Source organism: Nocardioides sp. (genome assembly GCF_047606145.1).
Classification (GTDB): Bacteria; Actinomycetota; Actinomycetes; order Propionibacteriales; family Nocardioidaceae; genus Nocardioides.
The window spans coordinates 19,599-40,115 of sequence record NZ_JASGET010000055.1 but is presented as its reverse complement, the minus strand read 5'-3'; the positions used below and the strand labels follow the sequence as shown (position 1 = coordinate 40,115).

Genomic DNA, 20,517 nt, shown 5'->3' with positions numbered 1-20,517 from the left:
GATCGCCTGCTGCGCGCCGGGGTGCCGGCGCGGGGCCGCGCGGCGGCCGCTCGCTACGGCACCCGCCCCCGGGTGTCTCTTAGGCAAACCTTACCTTGGTCAGATCTACTGTCGCGGTGTGGTGTCACGCTCCGGTGGCGGTGCCCGGCTCGCCGGCTCGGCGGGTGCCCCTGGGAGGGCCGCGTCGACTCGGCCTCGTGCGGCGTGGCGCGGTGTGCTCGCTCGGCGCCGCGGGGCTCGTAGACTCACCGCGCGGCGGCCGCCGATGGCGGAGCGAACGCAGGCGGGAAGGCACGGGGTTGGAAGACACGGGGGTCGGAAGGAGTCACTGCTGTGTCGGCGATGGGCAGTGAGCGTGCGCGCGAGACCGTGCGTCGCCTGCAGGGTGACATCATGAGCGGCCGCTGGCCGATCAACAGCCGGATCCCCAACGAGGCCGAGCTGGCCGTCGAGCTCGGCGTGGGCCGAAGCACGGTCCGTGAGGCGGTCCGCAGTCTCGCGCACCTCGGGATGCTGGAGCCCGCCCCGGGCCGCGGCACCTTCGTCCGCTCGCTCAATCCCGTCCGCGGCGTGCTCTCCGACTTCGTCGCCGGACATTCCTGGGCCGACGTACTGGCGGTCCGCCGCGGACTGGAGGTGCAGGCCGCCGAGCTCGCCGCCCGGCGTGTCGACGCGGAGGCGCTGGCCCGGTTGGGGGCCGCTCAGCAGGCCGATGTCGAGGGCTCCACGCATCCCGACGGGGTCGAGCGCGGGCGTACGCCCGGCCAGTTCCACGCGCTGATCGTGGAGGCCGCCGGCAACAGGCTGCTCTCGGAGCTGTACGCCGTGCTGATGGCCACGCTGCGTGAAGGGGTGCGGCGGGGTCGGCTGGCGTCGGGGGAGTCCGCTGCCGATCGTCGCGCCGAGCACGCCGCGCTGCTGGCGGCGATCGCGGCCGGCAACCCGGCGGCTGCGGCGGCGATCGCGGCCCGGCACGCGGACCATGACTTCGTGCTGGCGCAGGAGTAGCACCGCGATGTCCCGGGCGGGGGACCGACTGGAGCAAAAGATCAGATGACTGTTAGGCTCGCCTTACCTTTCTTCGCTCGATCTGATTGTGCTGCCGATGTCATTCCCCGCTCGCCCCCTGTTGCCTGCCCTCACTCGTGCGATGACCCGTGTCGCGCTCGTCGGCGCGCTGCTCCTGCTCGCGCCGTACGCGCTGACCGGGTGTGGCAGCGAGGACACCGCCTCCGCCTCGTCCGGTCAGACCCGGACGGTGACCGATGTCGAGGGCACCACGATGGAGGTGCCGGCCCATCCCACCCGGATCGTCACCCTCAGCGAGCCGACCCTCGACGCGGTGCTCGCGCTCGGGGTCACGCCGGTCGGCACCAGCGCCGGGCGGGGGCAGAGCGGTGCCGGGTCGTACCTCGGGAAGAAGGCCGCCGGCATCGAGATCGTCGGACAGGTGGCGGCGCCCGACTACGAGGCGATCGGCAAGCTCAAGCCGGACCTGATCCTGACCGACGGCACCAGCATCAACAACAACCCCGACATGCTGACGGTGCTGCGCAAGATCGCGCCGACCTTCTACACCGGGTACGCCGGTGGTGACTGGCGCACCAACTTCGGCTACGTGGCCGCGGCGCTGAACATGACCGCCGAGGGCAAGCAGGTGGAGCAGCACTACGACGACGCGGTGAGCGCGGCGAAGAAGAAGCTCACTCGCTATCGGCAGGACACCTTCTCCATCGTCCGATGGCAGGGCAGCAGCGCCTCGCTGATCCTCGAGGAGCTCCCCGCCGGAGAGGCGTTGACCGATCTGGGCCTCTCCCGCCCGGCCAGCCAGGACCGGGACGGCAGCGGGCACAGCGAGCCGGTCTCGAACGAGAACCTCACCGACATCGATGCCGATCACATGTTCTTCGGCACCATCGGAGGCTCCTCGGAGACGAACCGCAACGCCGGCGGAGGCACCGGGGTCGCGGCGGCGAGGAAGGCGCTCGCCCAGGCGGAGAAGGTGCCCGGCTTCACCGATCTGACCGCCTACCAGAACCACCAGATCCTGCTGGTCGACGGCTCGCTGTGGACCTCGACCGGGGGGCCGTTGCTGATGGAGGGCATCGTGGCGTCCGTCGTGGAGGCACTGACATGAGGGCCAAGCGGATCCTGTCCGCTCTGGCGACGGTGGCGGTCGGGCTCGGGCCGGCGCTGCTCGCCCTGCACGGCGGCGCCGCACATGCCGACGACGCGGACACCTGTGTCGCCAACGAGTACAGCCTCACCATCGCCGACTCGACGGTGGGGCTCGGCGAGAAGCTCCGTATCACCGGCAGCGGTTGGCTCAACTCCACGGCCGGCGGCTCGGAGATCGGCATCAAGCTCGACGACGGGAAGTACAGCCGCACCGACACCTCGGTGAGCAGCAACAAGACCATCTGGGCGATCGTCGACGCCGCGACCGACGGCAGCTTCTCGACCACCATCACGCTCCCCGACGGCACCACGGACGACTCCACGCCGGCGTTCTCCGCCGGCACGCACACCCTGCGGCTCCTCACCGGCAGCCTCAAGGACGGAGATCCGATCCGCACGCTCGAGTCGGGGACGTTCACCGTGGCCGACGGCGCGAGCGGCGGCGGCAGCGTGACCACCTCGGGCACCGATGCCGCCCCGATCGACTGCGGCGACGATGACGGTGATGGCGATGACGGTGACGACGATGGGGGCACCGGCACCACCTCGTGCCAGCAGACCACCGCGACCGCCAGCAGCACCACCTCGGTGAGCAACGGCGCCAGCGTCACCATCGGTGCCGCCACCGCCGCGTTCGGCGAGAAGCTGAAGATCTCCGGCGCCGGCTTCTGCCGCAACACGACGACCGGCCAGATCGTCGCGGTCAAGATCGACGACGGCGCCTACCAGCGCATCGGCAAGGAGCTGCTCCCCGACAAACCGGATGTCTTCGCGGTCTTCACCGCGAAGGCCGACGGCACCTTCTCCGGCACGGTGCCGATCCCGGACGGGACGACGAAGACCTCCACCCCGGCGCTCACCTCCGGCGGGCACACCCTGCGGGTGCTGGCCGGCACCTTCGACAGCTCGACCCCGCGAACGATCGCATCGCCGACCTTCGTCATCGGCACCTACCAGCCCAACGGCATGCCCGACCCGATCGACGCGACCACGCTGACGAGCGGCAACCGGCACGGTGTCACGGCGCACATCACCGGCACCGAGCTCACCCTGCGGGCGCCCGGCCATGCCGGCGAGTGGGTATATCTGTCGGCGTACGCCGACGACGGCTCGCCGCGCTACCCGTGGGGTGAGAAGTGGTTCAGGCTCGGCGCCGGGGGACGGCTGACGACGACCGCCGGGGACGGCTCCGCGGTGGGACGCAATCGGCTGGTCGTGCAGAGCGGCGAGCTGGGCGAGGTCGGGGAGCTGCTGGGCTGGTCGTCGGTGCCGTTCCCGGACAGCGATGACACCGACGCCGATGACGACGCCGATGACGCCGATGACGCCGACGACGCCGATGACACCGACACGGATACGAGTACGAACACCACCAGCACGAACACCTCCACGACGACCAGCGACTCGACCGGGACCACCTCGACGACGTCCACCGGCCTCACCACCCCCGCCCCGCCGGTGCAGGGCTTCACCGACCTGCTGCTCGCGGACCGGATCGCCGCGCGGCTCACGGACTCCGTGCTGACCCTCACCCTGCCGGCGGCGCAGTCGGCACCGGTCTTCGTCTACGTCTACGACCAGACCCAGGCGATCCCGGCGGGCTGGATCAGCGCCGATGCGAAGAGGCAGATCCGGGTCTCGCTGGCGGCGCTTCCCGCCGCGGCGTACCGGGTGACCGTGCAGGACAGCAGCGGCCGACTGATCGGCTGGGCCAATGCCGACACCGGGACGGACGAGGAGGAGCCGACCTCCACCGCCATCCCGGACATCGAGGAGACGCCGACCAAGCTCGCCGCCGCCACCTCGGCGGGTTGGTTCGGCTCCACCGACGGCTGGATGCTCGGCATCGGCGCGGCGCTGCTCGCGGGTGTCGGCCTGGGCGCTCGTCGGGGAGGTGCGGCATGAGGGTCGCCTTGCGGCTCGGCGCCGCCCTGGGTGCGGCGGCGACGGTCCTCGCCGCGCTGATGATGCCGGCCGCGGCGATCCCGCCCGGCGGAGCCTCCAACGACACCCCCGGCACCTCGGCCAGCTCGAGTCCGAAGACGCTGCATGCCGGGGACACGATCAGCTTCCGTGTCACCGGGTTCCCGGCCGGACAGGTCGTCTACGTGAAGATCGACGACGGCAAGTTCTGTGCCGCCGCCGCCACGCACGGAGCCTGCGTCGTCCATCAGCAGGTGATCGGCTCGGGTGGGTCGGTCAGCGGATCGTTCGTGCTGCCCTCCGACCTCAAGCCTGGCAAGCACTGGTTGCGGTTCTTGGCGAGTGAGCCGATCAGTGGCGCCGGTGGCGGCACCAAGGGCTACACCGCACGGGGGAACAGCGACTTCACCACGGTCGCCGGGGGGAGCGACGACGCGGGCTCCGACACCGGCTCGACCGACACCGACTCGGCGACCAGCACGGAGACCAGCACCGCGTCCAGCTCGGCGACCAGCACCGTGACCGATTCGACCGACTCGACCGGCGCCGGCTCGGCCGCGCCGAGCGTCGCCGCGGCCGGCTCGGTGCTCGAGGCACCGGCGCCGTCCGGCTCGTCCTCCGCCGACACCTCGAGCGCGGGCGCGTCCGCGACGGCGAGTGCCGGTGGCGCGTCCGCCAGTGAGACCGCCACCGCGACCGACGCGACCGCCGTGAGCGAGTCCTCCGCGGCCGACGACTCGGCGAGCCACTTCCCGGTCGCCGGCACGATCGGCGTGGTGGTGCTGGCGGCGATCGCGCTCGGGCTCGCGCTCCGGGCCCGCCGTGCCCGCAGCTGATCAGACGAGGTGATCGGATGCCCGTGGCCGACCAGCTGTCCGCCGAGCCCGGCGACCCTCGGGCCGAGCCGTCCGCCCGCACCGAGGCGTCGGTCGTGGCCCGCACCGCACGTCGTACGGCGGTCGTGCTGATCGGGCTGGGGTTGTTGCTGGTCGCGGTGGCGCTGAGCCTGTCGCTGGGCAGCAATCCGATTCCGATCGGCCGGGCCTGGCACCTGCTGCTGTCCGGGGACGACAGCTTCGCCTCCACGGTGCTGCGCGAGCAGCGCCTGCCCCGAACGGCGGTGGCGGTGGCGGTCGGCGCCGCGCTGGCCCTGGCCGGCTCGGTGATGCAGAGCCTGACCCGCAACCCGCTCGCCGACCCGGGGATCCTGGGCATCAACGCGGGTGCCTCGCTGGCGGTGGTGCTGGCGGTGGCGATCGCCGGCACCAGCGGCCTGTGGTTCTATCTCTGGTTCGCGTTCCTGGGCGCGGGAGCGGCGGCGGTGGGCGTCTATCTGTTGGCCGGCACCGGTCGTCAGACGGCCACCCCCGCCCGGCTCGCGTTGGCCGGGGTGGCGGTGAGCGCCGCCCTCGCCGCGCTGACCCAGACCGTCATCCTGGCCGACCAGGAGGCGTACAACGAGTTCCGCTACTGGGTGGCGGGGTCGTTGGAGGGTCGCGGCTGGTCGGTGCTGTGGGCGGTGTTGCCGTTCCTCGGCGCCGGAGCGGTGATCGCGCTGGCGATCGGACCGGCACTGAACGCGCTCAGTCTCGGCGACGAGACCGGCCGGGCGCTGGGCGTCCGCCTGACCACCGCGCGCGGCCTGGCGATGGCGTCGGTCACCCTGCTGTGCGGCGGTGCCACCGCCGCGGTCGGGCCGATCGGCTTCGTCGGGCTCGCCGTACCGATGCTCGCTCGCGCCCTCGTCGGCCACGACCAGCGCTGGGTGGCGGCGGTGTCGCTGATCCTCGGGCCCACCTGGGTGCTGCTGGCCGACACCCTGGGTCGTCGGATCGTGCCGCACCAGGAGATCCAGGTCGGCGTGGTCGCGGCGGTCATCGGGGCGCCGGTCTTCGTCGCGGTGGTACGACGCCGGAAGGTGCCGGCCCTGTGACCGGCCCTGTGACCGGCCCGGTGACCGGCCCGGTGACCGGCCCGGGGATCCGCCCGGCGACCGGCCCCGTGAGCGGTCGAGCGATCGGCGCGCGTGCGCCGCGACGGCCGCGGACCTGGCTGCTGCGCGGTCGCGGGCGATCGATCCGGCTGCGCCGTCGTACCGTCTGGGTGCTGCTGGGCACGACTGTGCTCACTCTCGCCTTCGCGGTGCTGGCGCTGATGCTCGGCGACTACGACGTCTCGCCTCGCCAGGTGGTCGCGGCCCTGGGCGGAGGCGGTCGAGATCCGCTGGCGTCCTACTTCGTCACCGAGATCCGGCTGCCGCGGATCGTCACCGCGCTCACCGTCGGCAGCGCGTTGGGTGCCTCGGGGGCCATCTTCCAGAACGTCACCGGCAATCCGTTGGGCAGCCCGGACATCATCGGCTTCACCACCGGTGCCGCCACCGGCGCGCTCGTCCAGATCGTCGTGGTCGGCGGTGACACGAACGCGGTGGCGCTCGGCGCCGCGCTCGGTGGGATCGGGACGGCGGCGGTGGTATGGCTGCTGACCCGGCCGCACGGGCTGACCGGGCAGCGCCTGGTGCTGGTCGGCATCGGCGTCGGCGCCACGTTGAGCGCCATCAACACGTTACTGGTCGCGCGCGCCGACCTCGGCGACGCCCAGGACGCCGCGCAGTGGCTGGCGGGCTCCTTCGACACGGTGCTCTGGCCTCGGGCGACGGTGGTGCTGGTCTCGGTGCTGGTCCTGCTGGCGGCGGCACTCGCACTCGCGCGTCCGCTGCAGCTGCTCACCCTCGGCGACGACGTCGCGCGCGGCGTGGGGATCCGGGCCCAGTGGGTGCGCACCGCCGCCGTGCTGGTGGGGGTGGCGCTGGTCAGCGTCGCCACCGCCGCCGCCGGACCGGTGGCGTTCGTCGCGCTGGCGGCCCCGCAGGTCTCCCGCCGACTCTCCGCGCTGCCGGTGCCCGGCCTTGCCGGCTCGGCCGCGACCGGAGCGTTCCTGGTGATGGGCAGCGACCTGCTGGGTCAGCATGTCGCCCCGACCCACCTCGCCGTCGGCGTCGTCACCGGTGCGCTCGGCGGCGTCTACCTGATCGGACTGCTGGTGGTGGAGTGGAGACTGGTGGAAGGGAGACGGGGATGAGCCGGTTGAAGGCCGCCGGGCTCGAGGTGGCGTACGCCGGCCGGGAGGTGCTGCACGGGCTCGACGTCGAGATCCCCGATGGGGTGATGACGGTGATCGTCGGCCCGAACGCCTGCGGGAAGTCCACGCTGCTGCGCGCGCTGGCCCGGATGGTTCCGGCCGCCGGCGGCACCGTCCTGGTCGACGGGCGTCCGGTCGGCGACTACCGCGGCAAGGAGCTGGCCCGGGTGCTGGGCCTGCTCCCGCAGTCGCCCCAGGCCCCGGACGGGATGAGCGTGGCGGATCTGGTCGCCAAGGGTCGCTACCCGCACCAGAGCCTGCTGCGGCAGTGGTCCCGAGCCGACGAGCAGGCGGTGCAGGACGCGATGGCGGCGGCCGATGTCGCCGAGCTGGCCGACCGGTCGACCGACGAGCTCTCCGGCGGCCAGCGACAGCGGGTGTGGCTCGCGATGGCGCTCGCCCAGCAGACGCCGTTGCTGCTGCTCGACGAGCCCACCACCTACCTCGACATCGCCCACCAGTTGGAGGTGCTCGAGCTCGCCCGCCGGCTCGCCCGGCAGGGCCGCACGGTGGTGGCAGTGCTGCACGACCTCCACCTGGCCTTCCGGTACGCCGACCAGCTGATCGTGGTGGCGGCCGGCCGCGTGGTGGCGGCCGGCCGGCCTCGGGAGATCGTCACCGAGGAGCTGATCGAACAGGTCTATGAGCTGCCGTGCCGGCTGATCGACGATCCGCTGACCGGGACGCCGCTGGTGCTGCCACTGGTCGGCACCCAGGCCGACCCGGGGGAGCCCGCCGAGGGCCGGCACGACCACGGAGCCGTCGAGGAGCCGACCAGGTGAGCCCCGACCAGACGAGCTCCGACCAGACGAGCCCCGTGCTCAGGCCGCCCAAGGTCCGACGGCCCACCCCGATCCCGCGCACCCGTAGCGCCCTGCTCGACGCACTCGCGGCCGGCGACGTGGAGATGTTCTGGGAGCGTGTGGCCCGCACGCTCCCACTGGTCGAGGAGACCGAGACGCCGGGGGAGGTGGTGGTGACCTTCTGCTGGCGCGACCGCGATGCCGAGCAGGTGCTGCTCTTCGCCAACCGGCTCACCGACGAGCGCAATCTCGAGGCCACCCTGCTGGAGCGGCTGGGGGAGAGCGACCTGTGGCACGCCTCGTTCCGGATGGCGGCCGACTGGCGGGCGTCGTACTCGTTCCTGGTCCAGCATCCGGGCGAGCAGGCGCCGTGGATCGTCGAGGGACAGGCCGCGCTGCGGCAGGCGCTCGACCGAGGTCGGCGCGATCCCCGCAACCCCGCCACCTGCACCAACCGCGCCGGGGTGGTGCAGTCGGTGGTCGCGTTGCCGGACGCTCCCGCTCAACCGTGGCTGGCGCCGCGGGCCGGGGTGCCGCGAGGGACGCTGCACCGCGAGGTCGCGCCGGCGGGACACGAGGTCTGGCTCTACGATCCGCCGGGGCCCGACCCGACCGATCCGCTGCCCCTGGTGGTCGCGCTCGACGGCGAGGTGTGGACCAGCCACCAGTCCCTGCCGGCCATCGTGGACAACCTGATCGCCGACCGCGCGATCCCGCCGGTGCGGGCGGTGCTGGTCGCCTCCGGCGGTCGGGAGTCGCGCTGGACCGAGCTCGGCGGCTCGGCCGGAGCCGGGTATCTGACCGGCAGCCTCGTCGGCTGGGTCCGGGAGCGGCGCGGCATCGGCCGCGAGGTGGTGGCGGTGGGGCAGAGCCTCGGTGGGCTCACCGCACTGCGCGCCGGGCTGAGCGATCCGAGGACGGTGACCGGCGTGGTCTCCCAGTCCGCCTCGCTGTGGATGGACGACCTCGCCGACCTGATCGTGCCGGGGAGCGCCGTGCGCATCCATCTCGCCCACGGCCGGCAGGAGTGGGTGCTGGCGCCGCTCCATGCCGATCTGGAGCGGCGGCTGCGCGCGGCGGGCATCGAGGTTCACGCGTGCAGCCACAACGGCGGCCACGACTACGCCTGGTGGCGAGGCGACGTCGCCGACGGGCTCATCACCCTGCTCGGTGACCCGGCCGGCGACGCGACCGATCGGGACGCCGTACGGTCTCGCTGAGGTTTGCCCGCCCGGCGCAGCGGGCACATCCTGCGTGCCGCCGGCCATCCGGGCCGGCCGATCTCGGGGGAGACTGCGCGATGACCGATGCCATCGACTGGGAGTTCGGCAGCGTCAAGAACCTGATCGGAGCGATGTACACCATCGACCTCCAGATGGACGACCTGACCGGCTACGCCAAGGACCACGTCCTCGACACCAGCGGCCTGATCGGGGCGCTGCAGCCGCTGGCGGCGTTCTTCGGCGAGGTCCGCGGTCTCTTCGACCAGGCCGGCGAGACGTTCCACGAGCGCTGGCTGGCGCTGCTCTCCGCGACCGAGCAGTCCACCGACTACCTCAAGAAGCTGGACGCCGAGCTCGGTCCCGGCCCGACCCGTCGCGGAGGGATGAACTGATGAGCATCACCTTCGACGTCCCCGCCCTGGACATCCCGCCCGGGGAGGACGGCTCCGCACGGCTGAAGCACAACAGCGACTTCATGGCGGTCGCGCACGGCTGGAACAGCACGGTCAAGACCATCAACGGCATGATCGACAAGCTCAACGGGCTGCTGGACAAGGTCGGCGGACCGCAGATCGGCAAGATCCCCTGGACGGATCTGGAGCAGACGATCGTCTTCCCGCTCTCCGGGAACTACCAGCGGATCCAGGCCAACGCGAACAGCTGCCTCCAGTTCGAGAGCCATGGCACCCGCGAGTTCTCCTTCAACATCACCCAGGTCAGCGCCAAGCTCGCGCTCGGCACCTTCCGGGGCGAGGCGGCGACCGCGCTCGCGGTGCAGATGGAGGCCTTCGCGCTGGTCGTCGAGGCGGCCGGCGGGGCGATCTCGCTGGCCAGTGCCGCCTTCGACGGGGTGGCGACGGTGTCGGAGGAGCTGGCGGTCGAGATCGAGGACCTGCTGGTGACGCTCGGCAGGAAGCTGGCGAGGGTGGTCTCGAAGATCCTCGGCCGGGTCTCCAGCTGGATCGGATGGCTCGCCCTGGCCTGGGACATCCTCGACCACGGCTGGCACGTGGTGACCGACATCATCGACGACATCACCGATGTCATCCACGGCATCGAGGCGCTGATCGACCTCAAGAGCACCGTCGAGGGGTGGGTGGAGCAGGTCAAGGCGGATCTCGACGGACTCAAGCAGTTCGTCACCTTCATCTCCGAGCTGCCACACATCGCCGCCAACGCCTCCCTGGACACCCTGCCGCCGGTGAGCATCGCCCAGATCCAGCAGACGGTGAACGACATCGAGGTCGTCTACGGCGATCCGGAGGCCGACGGTCAAGAGACGGTCGGCCGGGTCGGCGCCACCACCGCCGCCCAGCACTGAGAGTCCGTCGATGACCGACCGCTTCGACCGCTTCGACCGCTTCGACGCCGGCGGCGCCGGTGGCACCGGCGGGCAGGAGTCCTTCGGGGCGCTGCTGCGCCGACTGCAGCACGAGGACGCCGACCGGGACCTGCGGCGCGCCCTGGACGACGTACGCGATCTGCTGGCGCGGTGGCGGGCCGAGGAGGAGCACGAGCCGCTGGAGCCCGGCGTCGTGGCCGCGCTCGAGGCGGTCACCGGTGCCCCGGGGGCGCCACTGAGCTACCGCTCCCTGGCGCGCCGGGTCGCCGAGGGCACGCTGAGCTGGCACGACTTCTGGCTGGACCCGCGGCGTGAGCCGGACGGAACCTACGTCGTCCGGGACGTCCTGGCCCACCAGACCGCTCGGCTGCAGGCGGCTCTCGACGACCTCGACGCGCACGGCGAGGAGAGCGCCCGGCTGGATCGCGACCTCGACGCCGAGCTGCGCCGTCGTCACCGCGACACCCGCTGAGCCGGATCCGAGCCGGATCCGAGTTGGATCTGCGCCGGCTCCGCCCGGATGCGGGCCCGCCGTCGATTAGGGAAAGGTCTCCGCGCCGACCTACACTGGTGTGTCGGCCCAACGTGGGTCTGCTCCGTCATGTCTCGCGGCTGCCTGGTGGGACCCTCGTGGTCGCCCGGGTGAGACGGACGGGCGGCTTCGCGAGGTCCACCGTCGCGTCCGCGCGGCGGAGGTTCCCGGGCCACCCGAGTGAACGAGACGACCAACAGATTGTGGAGGACATGCCGAAGAAAGAAGGCGTGATCGAGATCGAGGGCACCGTGGTGGAGGCCCTCCCCAATGCGATGTTCCGCGTCGAACTGAGCAACGGACACAAGGTTCTCGCCCACATCAGCGGCAAGATGCGCCAGCACTACATCCGGATCCTCCCCGAGGACCGCGTGGTGGTGGAGCTGTCTCCCTACGATCTGACCCGCGGTCGGATCGTCTACCGGTACAAGTGAGCCCGCTCGCGGGCTCTCGTCACCTAGCCGATAGAGGAGGGCTGACATGAAGGTCAACCCCAGCGTCAAGCCGATCTGTGACAAGTGCAAGGTGATTCGTCGCCACGGCCGCGTCATGGTCATCTGCGAGAACCCGCGCCACAAGCAGCGCCAGGGTTAGGTCGCACCACTGACCTCAGGTCGGTCGAGTGGCCCGAGCCGTCCGGCGAGGGCGTATCGAGACCCACAACTGAATACCTCTCATCGAGTCGCTAGGGCGTCGTACGACGTCTGAACCACCTCCGGAGCAGAGGCCGGAGCCCTGGGCAGCCACCCGGGGATGCGTCTCGACCGACACCTCTGTGAGAACCCAGAAGGAACACCATGGCACGCCTCGAAGGTGTCGACCTCCCGCGCGACAAGCGTGTGGAGATCGCTCTCACCTACATCTACGGCATCGGCCGTACCACCTCGGCCCAGCTCCTGGCCGCGACCGGCATCAGCCCGGACACGCGCGTCCACGCGCTCACCGAGGACGAGCTGGTCAAGCTCCGCGACGCGATCGAGAGCCAAGGCATTCGCACCGAGGGTGACCTCCGCCGCGAAGTCCAGGCCGACATCCGCCGCAAGATCGAGATCGGCAGCTACCAGGGTCGCCGTCACCGCATGGGCCTCCCGGTCCGCGGCCAGCGCACCAAGACCAACGCCCGGACCCGCAAGGGCCCGAAGCGGACCGTCGCCGGCAAGAAGAAGGCCAAGTGAGCCAGGCGACGAGGCGAGTTCGCTCGTCCTCGTCTCGAGCGAGCGCAGGCCACGGCGCGAAGCGCCCAGAGGCCGAGTAGGTCTCGAGTAGCCGCTCGCTCGTACCTCATGAGCGGCTAGTCGACCACCGATCCGGCTCCCCGATCTCATCCAGACCAGCCAACACAGGAGTTAATGCATGCCTCCGAAGAGCCGTCAGGCTGCGGCGAAGACCAAGGTCCGCCGCAAGGAGAAGAAGAACGTCGCCCAGGGCGAGGCTCACATCAAGAGCACGTTCAACAACACCATCGTGACCATCACCGACCCGACCGGTGCGGTGATCTCGTGGGCCTCGGCCGGCACCGTCGGCTTCAAGGGCTCGCGCAAGTCCACCCCGTTCGCCGCCCAGATGGCGGCCGAGGCAGCCGGCCGTCGGGCGATGGACCACGGCATGAAGAAGATCGACGTCTTCGTCAAGGGTCCGGGCTCGGGTCGCGAGACCGCGATCCGTTCGCTCGGTGCGATCGGCCTCGAGGTCGGCACCATCCAGGACGTGACCCCCACGCCGCACAACGGTTGCCGCCCGCCCAAGCGCCGTCGCGTTTGATCCCGACCCGAGACAAGTAAGGAGACTGAAGAGTAATGGCCCGTTACACCGGCCCCATGACCCGCAAGTCGCGCCGTCTCGGTGTCGACCTGGTCGGCGGCGACGCCGCATTCGAGAAGCGCCCCTACCCTCCCGGCCAGCACGGCCGCGGTCGCGTCAAGGAGAGCGAGTACCTGCTCCAGCTGCGGGAGAAGCAGAAGGCCCGCTTCACCTACGGCGTGATGGAGAAGCAGTTCGCCTCCTACTACGCCGAGGCGCACCGCCGCCCCGGCAAGACCGGCGACAACCTGCTCCAGCTGCTCGAGACGCGGCTGGACAACGTCGTCTACCGCGCGGGCTTCGCCCGCACCCGCCGGCACGCCCGCCAGCTCGTCGTCCACGGCCACTTCCTGGTCAACGGCAAGAAGGTCAACGTGCCCTCCTACCAGGTCACCGCGCACGACGTCATCGACGTGCGGGAGAAGTCGCTGGAGCTGACCCCGTTCATCGTGGCTCGTGAGACCCACGGCGAGCGCATCGTCCCGGCGTGGCTCGAGGCCGTTCCGAACCGGATGCGGATCCTCGTCCACCAGCTCCCGGTCCGGGCCCAGATCGACATCCCGGTCCAGGAGCAGCTCATCGTCGAGTACTACTCGAAGCTCTAGTTGAATGGCGCGAGCGTGTCGGCTATCGGACTGGTAGCCAACCCGATCGCAGACAAGTGAATCGCTACCCACTTCCGTCACACCCTGCGACGTTCGGGTCCCTCATATAGCGGTCGGGCCCGGAAAGGACAAGATCAGTGCTCATCGCACAACGCCCCACCCTGTCGGAAGAGACAGTCGACGAGTTCCGCTCCCGCTTCGTCATCGAGCCGCTGGAGCCGGGCTTCGGCTACACGCTGGGCAACTCGCTGCGCCGTACCCTGCTGTCGTCGATCCCCGGTGCCTCGGTCACCAGCCTGAAGTTCGACGGCGTGCTGCACGAGTTCTCCACCATCGAAGGGGTCAAGGAGGATGTCACCGAGATCATCCTCAACCTCAAGAGCCTCGTCGTCTCCTCCGAGCACGACGAGCCGGTGACCATGTACCTGCGCAAGTCCGGTGCCGGTGACGTCACCGCCGCCGACATCGCCCCGCCGGCGGGCGTCGAGGTGCACAACCCCGACCTGAAGATCGCGACCCTCTCCGACAAGGGCAAGCTCGAGCTCGAGCTGGTCGTGGAGCGTGGCCGTGGCTACGTCTCCGCGGTGCAGAACAAGGGCGCCGACAACGAGATCGGCCGCATCCCGGTCGACTCGATCTACTCGCCGGTGCTCAAGGTCAGCTACAAGGTCGAGGCCACCCGTGTCGAGCAGCGCACGGACTTCGACAAGCTGATCATCGATGTCGAGACCAAGCCGTCGATCCGGCCTCGGGACGCGCTCGCCTCGGCGGGCAAGACCCTGGTCGAGCTGTTCGGTCTGGCTCGTGAGCTCAACGTCGACGCCGAGGGCATCGACATCGGCCCGTCGCCGGTCGATGAGCAGCTCGCCGCCGACCTCGCCCTGCCGGTCGAGGACCTGCAGCTCACCGTGCGGTCCTACAACTGCCTCAAGCGCGAGGGCATCCACACCGTGGGTGAGCTCATCAGCCGCTCGGAGCAGGACCTGCTCGACATCCGCAACTTCGGTGCCAAGTCCATCGACGAGGTCAAGGCCAAGCTGCACGAGATGGGCCTCTCGCTCAAGGACAGCGCGCCGGGCTTCGACCCGTCGGCCGCCCTCGCCGCCTACGGCGACGATGACGACGACGCCTTCGTGGAGGACGAGCAGTACTGAGTTAGATGGCGCGAGCGTGTCGCCCTGGGTGCCACGCTGCCGCGCTGAGTTGAACGGCGCGAGCGTGTCGCCTGCGGCGCCACGCTGCCGCGCTGAGTTGGATGGCGCGAGCGTGTCGCCTTGGGCGCCACGCTGCGGCGCTGGATTGAACGGCGCGAGCGTGTCGCCTGCGGCGCCACGCTGCCGCGCTCGCCGTCGAGGTGGTCTGTGGTCCTGCGTGATTGGCGGGGTCGCGGGTCGGTGAGGCGGCGACCGTGAGTGACCGACGTACGAGAAATCCCAGCAGACGCTGGGTCTACCCCGGTACCTGACACGGCCGGAGAGAAAGGAAGCGGCAGATGCCCACTCCGAAGAAGGGCCCCCGCCTCGGCGGAAGCCCGGCCCACCAGAAGCTGATCCTCGCCAACCTCGCGACCTCGTTGTTCGAGCACGGTCGGATCACCACCACCGAGGCCAAGGCCCGGCAGCTCCGCCCGCTGGCGGAGAAGCTGATCACCAAGGCGAAGAAGGCTCCGCTCGGCACCGTGGAGAGCCTGCACAACCGTCGTGAGGTGCTCAAGACCATCCGGGACAAGGGGGTCGTGCACGAGCTCTTCACCGAGATCGCCGAACAGTTCGCCGAGCGCCCCGGGGGCTACACCCGGATCACCAAGGTCGGTCCCCGCAAGGGCGACAACGCCCCGATGGCCGTGATCGAGCTGGTCACCGAGGCATATGAGCCGAAGACCCGGTCCGCGGCGTCGACGCCGGCGGCTGCCGCGCCGGTCGCCGAGGTCGCCGAGGTCGCCGAGGTCGCCGAGCCTGCCGAGGTCGAGGCGGCTGAGGTCGAGGTGGCCGAGGACGTCGTCGACGAGCCTCAGGCCGAGGAGACCGAGGCTGTCGAGGAGACCGAGGCTGAGGAGACCGCCGAGGAGGGTGACTCCAAGCCGGAGTGACCCACTCACCGACCCCGGCGCGAGAGCGCCTCGGGTTGTCGAGTCGCCTGGGGGCGGCCCGAGATGCGCCTTCGGGCGACGGTTGCACCAGACGACCGACATCTCGGGTCGCCCCGATCCATCTGTCGACCGGTCGGGGCGGACACGCACCGGAGCGTCGGTTCTGGTAGACATCCCGGGTGGATGTGATGGTGGTCGGCGAGGCACTGATCGACGTCGTACGCACCGGTGACGCGGTCACCGATCTGCCCGGAGGAAGTGCCGCCAACGCGGCGGTGGCGTTGGCGCGGCTCGGGCGAGCGGTGGAGTTCTGGACCGGGTACGGCGCCGATGCCCATGGGGCGTTGCTCGATGCACATCTGGCGGCCTCCGGGGTGGTGCTCGCGGCCGATCCGCGCGTGCTGGACCGTACCCCGACCGCCACCGCGACCATCGGCGTCGGCGGAGCGGCGAGCTATCGGTTCGACGTGTCCTGGGATCTGCCGGAGCTGTCGGCCGACGCCCTTGCGCGGGTGCGCGCCGTCCACGTCTGCTCCTGGGGGCCGGTGCTGGCGCCGGGGGCGCGGGCGGTCGAGGCGCTGCTGGCCTCGAGTGCCGTGCCGATCAGCTACGACGTCAACGTTCGCGGGGCGGTCACCGGCGTCGGCGCCGTTCTGCGCGAGGCGGTGGAGCGGACCGCTCGGCATGCGACGCTGGTCAAGGCCTCCGACGAGGACCTGGAGGTGCTCTATCCCGGGCTGGGCACCGCGGAGGCGGCGGCGAGGGTGCGGGCGCTGGGACCCGCTGCCGTGGTCGTCACCCGGGGTGCCGAGGGCGCCAGCTGGTACGGCGCCCGCAGCGTGCACGTGTCGGCGCGTCCGGTCGCGGTGGTGGACACCATCGGCGCCGGTGACACCTTCGGTGCGGCGCTGGTCGACGCGTTGCTCGACGACGGGATGGGCGCCCTCGACGCGCTCGCGACGGCGCGGATCGAGGCCGTGCTCGAGCGTGCCGGCGCCGCGGCGGCGATCGCCGTCTCCCGCGAGGGTGCCGATCCGCCGTACGCCGCCGAGCTCGAGGCGGCGGTGCGGGGCTGAGGTGCGGGGCTGAGGTGCGGGGCTGAGGCGCCAGGCCGCGACCGGATCGCCGGATCCTGAGAGGATGGCTCCTGTGACGCAAGCCCCTGCCGCCGAGGTCGTGACGTACGACGGCCTGCCCGCCTCCGCCGGAGGCGCCCACTCGCTTCGCACCAAGCGGCCCGACGCGGCGTGGGGCCGGGTGCGGGAGTTCCTCGACGCATGCACCCGCCCGACGGCAGGCCCCGTCCTCGCGTTCCAGGTGTGGTCCGGTGGCCCGGCCGCGGCCGCCGAGCGAGTGGCGTCGGCCGCGACGGAGCGCCTCGGCGGCGCGCGCACCCGCGCGAGCACGCACACCGAGTGGGGCGTCCGCGCTGACGACGCCGACGCCGTCACGGACGTCCTCGCGATCCTCGCCGCGGCCGGTCCCGGGGCGGTGACGAAGCACGGGAACCCGCTCGCCTCGCTCGTCGTGACCGCCGACGTACGCCTGATCGATCCGGCGACGGGCGCGCCGGACGAGGACATCACTCCGGACGCGTTCGGCCGGTTCTGCGTGGACGGCTACGGGCGGATGCTCGGCGCCTCGGGGGTGCGGGCGACGATCGGCACGACCGCGTCCTCCCTGTCGCTCTGGCTGGCGTTCCCCGGCGACGACCGGCTGCCGGGGGCGGCCGCGCACGTCCAGGAGCATCTGCCGTTCCGCCTCTCGGCCAAGCACTGGCGCCGGTGGCGCCGTACGAGAGACGGTGGCGGATACCGCTCGGCCAAGATCCCCTCCCCGGTGTCCACGGCCTGAGCCCGGCGGTGACGCGGATCCAGGCTAGGGTCTGCGGGTGCGCATCCGGATCGACCTGGCCTACGACGGCGGTGACTTCCACGGCTGGGCGCGCCAGCCCGGCCTGCGCACCGTCCAGGGCGAGTTCGAGGCGGCGTTGGCCACCGTGCTGCGGCTGCCGGAGGCGCGGGTGGTGGTGGCCGGCCGGACCGACACCGGTGTCCACGCCCGCGGGCAGGTGGCCCATCTCGACCTCGATCGCGCCGCCCTGGACGCCTCGGCCGGGCGTTCGCCGGAGCCGCCGCTGGTCACGCTGGTCAGGCGACTGAACGGGATCCTGCCGGCCGATCTGAGGGTACGGCGCGCCAGCGAAGTGCCCGCGGAGTTCGACGCCCGCTTCTCCGCGCTGTGGCGGCGCTACGCCTACCGGGTGGCCGATCGTCCCGAATACGCCGACCCGCTGGTGCGCCAGCACGTGCTGATCCGATCGCGGCCGCTCGACCTCGCCGCGATGAACGCCGCCGCGACCGATCTGCTCGGGCTGCACGACTTCGCCAGCTTCTGCAAGCCGCGTGAGGGTGCGACCACGATCCGGACCATCACCCGGCTGCACTGGGAGCGCGAGCCGTCCGGGATCGCGGTCGCCCACGTGGTGGCCGACGCGTTCTGTCACAGCATGGTCCGGGCCCTGATGGGGTGCCTGATGACGATCGGGGAGGGGCGGCAGGACGTGTCCTGGGCGGGTGAACGGCTCGACGCGGCGACACGGTCGCCGGCGGTGCCGGTGGCCCCGGCGGTGGGGTTGACCCTCGAGGAGGTCGGCTATCCGCCCACCGCGGAGCTGGCTGCGAGACTGCTGGTGACCCGGGCCAAGCGGGACCCCGGGGAGGTCCGATGAGTCACCGGGGGTTCCGATGAATCAGACGAATCGGGAGGAGCACTACTTCTCCGCGGACCCGTCGGTGCCGTTCAAGCGGGTCCCGGTCGAGGCCGAGGTGTGGGGGATGCGGCTGTCGCTGACCAGCGGCAGCGGGGTCTTCGCCCAGGGTCGCCTCGACGTCGGCACCGGAGTGCTGTTCCGGGAGACCTCGCCGCCCCGGCCCGGCCCGATCCTGGACCTCGGCTGTGGCTACGGCGTGATCGGGCTCGCCATCGCACACGCGGTCCCGGACGCCGTCGTGACCGCCGTCGACGTCAACGAGCGGGCGATCCTGCTCGCGCAGCAGAACGCCGCCGCCCTGGGCGTCGCCGATCGCTACCACGCCTGCACCCCGGACCGGGCACCGGCCGGGGCGTCGTACGACGAGATCTGGAGCAATCCGCCGATCAGGATCGGCAAGCGGGCCCTGCACGACCTGCTGCTCACCTGGCTGCCCCGGCTGGCGCCGGACGGGCGCGCGGTGCTGGTGGTGGGCAAGAACCTGGGCGCCGACTCACTGCAGCGCTGGCTCGGCGACCAGGGCTTCCCCACCACCCGACTCGCCAGCGCGAAGGGCTTCCGGGTGCTGGAGACCCGGCGGTGAGTCCTCTGGCCGCTGGCAGTTTCACCGGTTCACCGGCGAAACTGGAACTTCTCGTGGGTTGCAACACGCAGGAAGTGGCAGAACCACCGGTGAACCGGTGAAACTGCCCCCCGGGCACTCAGGCCGGCACCGGATCCCGGGTCAGCCGCACCGGCAGCCGGTCGATGCTGTACACGATGGACAGGTCCCGGAAGCCGAGCTCGCCTAGGTCGTCGGTGGCCAGGCTGAGCTCCGGGAACCGCCTGGCCAGCCCGGTCAGGGCAGCGCGCAGCTCCATCCGGGCCAGCTCGGCGCCGACACAGCGATGCAGTCCGTGGCCGAAGGCGAAGTGCGAGGTGTCGGCGTTGCGCAGGTCGAACTGCTCGGGATGCGGCACCGCCGCCGGGTCGCGGTTGGCGCCGGAGAGGCTGACGATGACCACCGAGCCCTTGCTCACCTGGTGGCCGAAGAGCTCGTGGTCCTCCTTGGCGAAGCGCGGGAAGGCGATCTGCACCGGGCACAGGTAGCGCAGCAGCTCCTCGACCACCTGGTCGACCGCCGCCTTGTCCCCGGTCCGCAGGATCTCGTACGCCGCCGGCTGCTGGGTCAGGACGTAGGTGCCCATCGAGAGCATCGAGGCCGAGGTCTCGTAGCCGCCCAGGAACACCCCGTCGGCCAGGCCGCCCAGCTCGACGTCGTCGTACTCGTCGCCCTTGTTCCGGATGATCTCGCCGATCAGCCCGTCGCCGGGGTTCGCGCGCTGCTCCTTGACCGCGTTGATCAGGAACGTGCGCGAGTCGGCGGCGGCGCCGAACGCGCCGGCTGCCCCCTCCTCGGCGAGGTCGAAGCGCGCGGTGCCGAGCTTGTGGAACTCCTCGCGCACCTCCTCCGGCATGCCGAGGAGCTCGCAGATCACCCGGAACGGGATCTCGAAGCCGAAGCGCTGCACCACGTCGACGACGGGGCCGTTGGCCTCCATGTCGTCCAGCGCGTCGGTCACGATCCGGTCGATGCTCTCCTCGAGCCGGGCGAGCCGCCGCATGGTGAACTCCGGGGTCAGCAGACCGCGCAGCCGGGTGTGGTCCGGCGGATCGGTCATGCCCAGGCCGCCGATGCCCTCGGCGTCGGAGCGCGGTCGGCTGCCGAGCAGGTGGCGCATGTCGTTGCTGTAGGAGGTGCGGTCGGCCAGCACCTGCTTGGCCTCCGCGTGCCCGGTGACCAGGAAGATGTCGAGGCCGAGCACGCTGCCGAGCACCGTGACCGGCTCCTCGGCCCGGGCCTGGGCGAGCTCGGGGACCGGGTCCATGCCATCGCGGCGCAGCGGGTAGGTGAGGTGCTCGGGGATCTTGCGCAGGGTGGTGATGTCGGGCACCGGTGTGGACTTCCCGCGCATCGCCCAGCGCAGGGCCAGCTTGCGGACCCGTTCCTTGACCCAGGTGATCGGCATGTCTCTAGTCTGACTCGTGGATCTTGGATCCCACCATCGGGGACGCCCCGTGTCGGACCCTGAGTACCCGCACCGGGACCGATCGGGACCATCGCGGTC

Annotated in this window: 23 protein-coding genes; 22 read left to right on the top strand and 1 reads right to left on the bottom strand. The window is 71.3% G+C overall.

What is annotated here, in order from left to right:
• Positions 1-342 precede the first annotated feature (342 nt).
• The 22 genes from QM638_RS07230 (at position 343) to QM638_RS07125 (ending at position 18,992) form a co-directional block, all read left to right on the top strand.
• Positions 343-1,008: a FadR/GntR family transcriptional regulator gene (locus QM638_RS07230; RefSeq protein ID WP_415141276.1), complete on the top strand. Its 666-nt coding sequence runs from the start codon at positions 343-345 to the stop codon at positions 1,006-1,008.
• A 142-nt stretch (positions 1,009-1,150) separates the two neighbouring features.
• Complete coding sequence (locus QM638_RS07225) at positions 1,151-2,137, top strand: ABC transporter substrate-binding protein (RefSeq protein WP_415141275.1); 987 nt, start codon at positions 1,151-1,153, stop codon at positions 2,135-2,137.
• On the top strand, positions 2,134-4,083 hold the full coding sequence (locus QM638_RS07220) for a hypothetical protein (protein ID WP_415141274.1): 1,950 nt from the start codon (positions 2,134-2,136) through the stop codon (positions 4,081-4,083). Before QM638_RS07225 ends, QM638_RS07220 begins: the two co-directional genes overlap by 4 nt.
• Complete coding sequence (locus tag QM638_RS07215; RefSeq protein ID WP_415141273.1) at positions 4,080-4,937, top strand: hypothetical protein; 858 nt, start codon at positions 4,080-4,082, stop codon at positions 4,935-4,937. Before QM638_RS07220 ends, QM638_RS07215 begins: the two co-directional genes overlap by 4 nt.
• 17 nt (positions 4,938-4,954) lie before the next feature.
• Entirely contained in the window at positions 4,955-6,034 is a 1,080-nt protein-coding gene (locus QM638_RS07210) for a FecCD family ABC transporter permease (RefSeq protein ID WP_415141272.1), read from the top strand.
• Positions 6,031-7,182, top strand: a complete 1,152-nt coding sequence (locus QM638_RS07205; protein ID WP_415141271.1) for a FecCD family ABC transporter permease — start codon at positions 6,031-6,033, stop codon at positions 7,180-7,182. Before QM638_RS07210 ends, QM638_RS07205 begins: the two co-directional genes overlap by 4 nt.
• Positions 7,179-8,024 (top strand): ABC transporter ATP-binding protein, encoded by an 846-nt coding sequence (locus QM638_RS07200; RefSeq protein ID WP_415141270.1) that lies wholly within the window; start codon positions 7,179-7,181, stop codon positions 8,022-8,024. Before QM638_RS07205 ends, QM638_RS07200 begins: the two co-directional genes overlap by 4 nt.
• Complete coding sequence (locus tag QM638_RS07195; protein WP_415141269.1) at positions 8,021-9,265, top strand: enterochelin esterase domain-containing protein; 1,245 nt, start codon at positions 8,021-8,023, stop codon at positions 9,263-9,265. The genes QM638_RS07200 and QM638_RS07195 overlap by 4 nt, the downstream gene beginning before the upstream one ends.
• Before the next feature lie 80 nt (positions 9,266-9,345).
• Entirely contained in the window at positions 9,346-9,660 is a 315-nt protein-coding gene (locus tag QM638_RS07190; protein ID WP_415141268.1) for a hypothetical protein, read from the top strand.
• On the top strand, positions 9,660-10,589 hold the full coding sequence (locus QM638_RS07185; RefSeq protein WP_415141267.1) for a hypothetical protein: 930 nt from the start codon (positions 9,660-9,662) through the stop codon (positions 10,587-10,589). Before QM638_RS07190 ends, QM638_RS07185 begins: the two co-directional genes overlap by 1 nt.
• Positions 10,590-10,599: 10 nt before the next feature.
• Positions 10,600-11,082, top strand: a complete 483-nt coding sequence (locus tag QM638_RS07180; RefSeq protein WP_415141266.1) for a hypothetical protein — start codon at positions 10,600-10,602, stop codon at positions 11,080-11,082.
• 272 nt (positions 11,083-11,354) lie between these two features.
• Positions 11,355-11,576 carry a translation initiation factor IF-1 gene (infA, locus tag QM638_RS07175; RefSeq protein WP_011757309.1) on the top strand — a complete coding sequence of 74 codons (222 nt, stop codon included), beginning with the start codon at positions 11,355-11,357 and terminating at the stop codon, positions 11,574-11,576.
• A gap of 46 nt (positions 11,577-11,622) precedes the next feature.
• The gene (rpmJ, locus tag QM638_RS07170) at positions 11,623-11,736 is read left to right on the top strand and encodes a 50S ribosomal protein L36 (RefSeq protein WP_004008316.1); all 114 of its coding nucleotides are present in this window, start codon (positions 11,623-11,625) and stop codon (positions 11,734-11,736) included.
• Between the two features lie 203 nt (positions 11,737-11,939).
• Positions 11,940-12,317, top strand: coding sequence for a 30S ribosomal protein S13 (gene rpsM, locus QM638_RS07165; protein ID WP_415141265.1), 378 nt, complete (start codon positions 11,940-11,942; stop codon positions 12,315-12,317).
• Positions 12,318-12,495: 178 nt separating this feature from the next.
• The gene (rpsK, locus tag QM638_RS07160; protein ID WP_325573739.1) at positions 12,496-12,903 is read left to right on the top strand and encodes a 30S ribosomal protein S11; all 408 of its coding nucleotides are present in this window, start codon (positions 12,496-12,498) and stop codon (positions 12,901-12,903) included.
• Between the two features lie 35 nt (positions 12,904-12,938).
• Complete coding sequence (gene rpsD, locus QM638_RS07155; RefSeq protein ID WP_415141264.1) at positions 12,939-13,547, top strand: 30S ribosomal protein S4; 609 nt, start codon at positions 12,939-12,941, stop codon at positions 13,545-13,547.
• A 137-nt stretch (positions 13,548-13,684) separates the two neighbouring features.
• Positions 13,685-14,701, top strand: coding sequence for a DNA-directed RNA polymerase subunit alpha (locus QM638_RS07150; RefSeq protein ID WP_415141263.1), 1,017 nt, complete (start codon positions 13,685-13,687; stop codon positions 14,699-14,701).
• Positions 14,702-15,039: 338 nt separating this feature from the next.
• Entirely contained in the window at positions 15,040-15,636 is a 597-nt protein-coding gene (rplQ, locus tag QM638_RS07145) for a 50S ribosomal protein L17 (protein ID WP_415141262.1), read from the top strand.
• Between the two features lie 188 nt (positions 15,637-15,824).
• Positions 15,825-16,712: a PfkB family carbohydrate kinase gene (locus QM638_RS07140; RefSeq protein ID WP_415141282.1), complete on the top strand. Its 888-nt coding sequence runs from the start codon at positions 15,825-15,827 to the stop codon at positions 16,710-16,712.
• A gap of 73 nt (positions 16,713-16,785) precedes the next feature.
• Positions 16,786-17,490 carry a hypothetical protein gene (locus tag QM638_RS07135; protein WP_415141261.1) on the top strand — a complete coding sequence of 235 codons (705 nt, stop codon included), beginning with the start codon at positions 16,786-16,788 and terminating at the stop codon, positions 17,488-17,490.
• A gap of 37 nt (positions 17,491-17,527) precedes the next feature.
• On the top strand, positions 17,528-18,367 hold the full coding sequence (truA, locus tag QM638_RS07130; RefSeq protein ID WP_415141260.1) for a tRNA pseudouridine(38-40) synthase TruA: 840 nt from the start codon (positions 17,528-17,530) through the stop codon (positions 18,365-18,367).
• Positions 18,368-18,383: 16 nt separating this feature from the next.
• A complete protein-coding gene (locus tag QM638_RS07125; protein WP_415141259.1) occupies positions 18,384-18,992 on the top strand; it encodes a class I SAM-dependent methyltransferase in 609 nt (202 codons plus the stop codon).
• Positions 18,993-19,110: 118 nt separating this feature from the next.
• Here the strand turns inward: QM638_RS07125 and QM638_RS07120 are convergent, their stop codons facing one another.
• Positions 19,111-20,418: a cytochrome P450 gene (locus QM638_RS07120; protein ID WP_415141258.1), complete on the bottom strand. Its 1,308-nt coding sequence runs from the start codon at positions 20,416-20,418 to the stop codon at positions 19,111-19,113.
• Positions 20,419-20,517: the final 99 nt, after the last annotated feature.